The sequence below is a fragment of the Thalassospira profundimaris WP0211 genome, from assembly GCF_000300275.1.
GTDB classification, from domain to species: Bacteria; Pseudomonadota; Alphaproteobacteria; order Rhodospirillales; family Thalassospiraceae; genus Thalassospira; species Thalassospira profundimaris.
Genome location: NZ_AMRN01000018.1, coordinates 1 through 2,678, shown reverse-complemented (window position 1 = coordinate 2,678; position 2,678 = coordinate 1). Strand labels below are relative to the sequence as shown.

The following is a 2,678-nucleotide window of genomic DNA, read 5'->3' as shown; positions in this document are numbered from 1 at the left end:
CGGTTATCGACCCACAAACGGATCATGGCAGGTATAAGTTCCCCCACGACTGGCACCAGACCAGTGCCCTCCGATGAGAAGGGACTTTTTTGTATCCATCATGGAGCGCGCCTTTGATTACTGTACAACTCGGGTGGCAGCGAACTGGGCGGCAATCCTTGCGACACGAACGCCATAGAGGCGCGCGGTTTCCAGATCGCCCACCGACATTTCTTCGGGGGTGGCATCCGCATCAGCCTGTGCCATCGGACCGACATGGGAGCCCATCCGATTAAGGTCATCGCGTTTGGCCGCCTTGGTATTCGCAGGCTTGATCGCGAGCGACACCCAGTGTCCCCCGTGCTGGCAGGCGAGAAGCATGAAATATTGCAATGTACTGAGCTTGTCGCCGTTGAGGCTGGCGGAATTGGTAAAACCGCCCATGACCTTGTCTTCCCAAGCATCCACGAACCAAGCTTTGGACGAGGCATCGGCAAACTTTTTGAACTGCCAACTGGGAGCCCCCATATAGGTCGGTGCACCGAAGATGATTGCATCAGCGGCCAGCAGAGTGTCCCATGCACTGTCGGGAATATTGCCATCGGCGTCGATGGCAATCAGGATGCCACCGGCTCCTTCGGCGACGGCTTCGGCGACGCGCCGGGTGTGGCCATAGCCGGAATGATAAACGATGGCAGTTGTAATGGTGTCTTTGGTCATATCTTTGTCCTTTCGGGAATGAGCATGCCGCAGGTCATGCTTTGCGGCGGATCGGCAACAAAAGTCGGATCCGGGGATCACGGAGGTAAAGGCCGCCCCATGTCAGCAGGCCCAGCCCAAGCGAGATAATCACTGGCGGCGAGCCAATTTCGCCCAGTCGAACATGGGTGCATATCGCCCCGCCAAGAAAGCCTGTTGTCAGGATCGCGCCAAACACGGCGGTTGGCGGAACGGCATACAGGATCGCGCAAGACACCATGATCGCACCCATCAGCGGTGCCAGACCGATGTCAAATCCGCCTTCGCGCAGCATCGGCCCCGCCAGCGCGGGGACAAAAAACTGCACGGCACCATCGGCAAGCAGCGCAAAGACAACAAGGGCGCTGGCGGCATATCCAAGCCAAGGCAGAAAGTTGGGTTTCTTGTTGTCTGGCATGATGTCTCCGGTTTGAGCTTTGTTTTCACCGCCAAATTATCGCGCCGGATTAATGCGATAAATCATGCAAATAAAAACGCATTGTTTTCTCAAAAAGAAACAATTAGCTTTTTCATATGCAGAACCTTGAGCACCTCATGATCTTTGTGCGGATCGCCGAAATGCACAGCTTTAGCCGCGCGGCAGAGAGCCTGGGCATACAGAAAGGGCGTGCTTCGAGCGTTGTGCGACAGTTGGAGGAGGAACTGGGTGCCAGGCTGCTGCACAGGACAACACGCAGCGTGCAATTGACCGACGATGGCCGCAGGTTCCATCAGCGTGCGCGAGACTTGCTGAGCGATTTCGACGACATGCGTACGATGTTTGCTGGCGATAACAGCACTTTGCGCGGAAGGCTGCGGGTGGATTTGCCAACCGAGCTTGCACGGACAACATTGGTGCCTGCCTTGCCGGACTTCATGGCCGCCTGTCCGGAATTGGAGCTGGAGCTGTCCAGCACCGACCGGCAGGTAGATCTGGTCGAAGAGGGTTTTGACTGTGTCCTGCGAATTGGCCCGGTTGGAGACGAAAACCTGATTGCCCGCCCCGTGGGGCGGCTGCGCATGGTGAATGCGGCAAGTCCTGCTTATCTGGCGCGGCACGGCACGCCGCTCTCGCTCGATGATCTGCAAAAGCAAGGCCACCGCACGGTTCATTACAGCCGGACCTTGGGCGCAAAGCCCTATGGCTGGGAATATCCGGTTGGCGATGGCGATGCCTATCCGACATTACCGCTGCCCGGCGCATTGCAAGTAAACAGCGTGCAAGCCTACGAGGCCGCCGGGCTTGCTGGCCTTGGCCTGATCCAAGCGGCATATACCGGTGTCCACCGGCATCTGGAAAGCGGTGCATTGGTGGAAATCCTGCCGGATCTCCGCCCGGAACCGCTGGACGTCAACCTTGTCGTTGCCCACCGTCGCAATCTGTCTCGGCGGCTGCGTGCCTTTATGGCCTGGATCGAGGAGGTTCTGGCACCGTATCTGGATTGAGGGTTTGAGGGGCTGAGGATGCTGTGGGCGATCTGCGTATCTGAGCCAAAGGAAAAGCCCGCATCGCGAAACAAGCACACGTCCGTGATAGGCCGCATTGGCAAAATTTGACATAATTTGCCATACCTTGATAACGGAGCACATCATGGCGACGATGAATGTATCCCTGCCTGATCTTATGCGCGAATGGGTCGAAAGCCAGATAGAACAGGGCGAATACGCAAGTTCCAGCGACTATATTCGCGATTTGATCCGGCAGGACCAACGCAGACAAAAACTGCTGAAGGCGGCGCTTAATGAGGGGCTTAACAGCGGTCGCAGCCCCCGCTCTGTCGATGATATTATGCGGGAAGTCATGGATGAAGACTGGAACATTTGACGCAAAAAAAGGGCCGCAGCCGAAAGACGAGACACGGCCCTTACAATGTTACAGATCACGCAGGCGTGTGATTAGACGGCATTCGCCGCATCATCCGATTTGCGACGTCCGATGCTGAGCGCCTGATAGAGGATGA

At 56.8% G+C, this 2,678-nt stretch carries 4 protein-coding genes; 2 read left to right on the top strand and 2 right to left on the bottom strand.

The window, feature by feature from the left end:
• Positions 1-117 precede the first annotated feature (117 nt).
• Positions 118-699, bottom strand: coding sequence for a flavodoxin family protein (locus tag TH2_RS20355; protein WP_008892345.1), 582 nt, complete (start codon positions 697-699; stop codon positions 118-120).
• A gap of 34 nt (positions 700-733) precedes the next feature.
• Positions 734-1,135, bottom strand: coding sequence for a DoxX family protein (locus TH2_RS20350; protein ID WP_008892344.1), 402 nt, complete (start codon positions 1,133-1,135; stop codon positions 734-736).
• Between the two features lie 116 nt (positions 1,136-1,251).
• On the opposite strand from TH2_RS20350, the gene TH2_RS20345 reads away from it, so the two are divergent.
• Both TH2_RS20345 and TH2_RS20340 read left to right on the top strand, forming a co-directional pair.
• Positions 1,252-2,163: a LysR family transcriptional regulator gene (locus TH2_RS20345; protein WP_008892342.1), complete on the top strand. Its 912-nt coding sequence runs from the start codon at positions 1,252-1,254 to the stop codon at positions 2,161-2,163.
• 145 nt (positions 2,164-2,308) lie between these two features.
• A complete protein-coding gene (locus tag TH2_RS20340) occupies positions 2,309-2,542 on the top strand; it encodes a type II toxin-antitoxin system ParD family antitoxin (RefSeq protein WP_008892341.1) in 234 nt (77 codons plus the stop codon).
• Positions 2,543-2,678: the final 136 nt, after the last annotated feature.

What these genes read in the sequence shown, in the direction of transcription:
- TH2_RS20355 (WP_008892345.1), bottom strand. Translation starts at nt 699, where the DNA reads ATGACCAAAGACACCATTACAACTGCCATCGTTTATCATTCCGGCTAT.
- TH2_RS20350 (WP_008892344.1), bottom strand. Translation starts at nt 1,135, where the DNA reads ATGCCAGACAACAAGAAACCCAACTTTCTGCCTTGGCTTGGATATGCC.
- TH2_RS20345 (WP_008892342.1), top strand. Translation starts at nt 1,252, where the DNA reads ATGCAGAACCTTGAGCACCTCATGATCTTTGTGCGGATCGCCGAAATG.
- TH2_RS20340 (WP_008892341.1), top strand. Translation starts at nt 2,309, where the DNA reads ATGGCGACGATGAATGTATCCCTGCCTGATCTTATGCGCGAATGGGTC.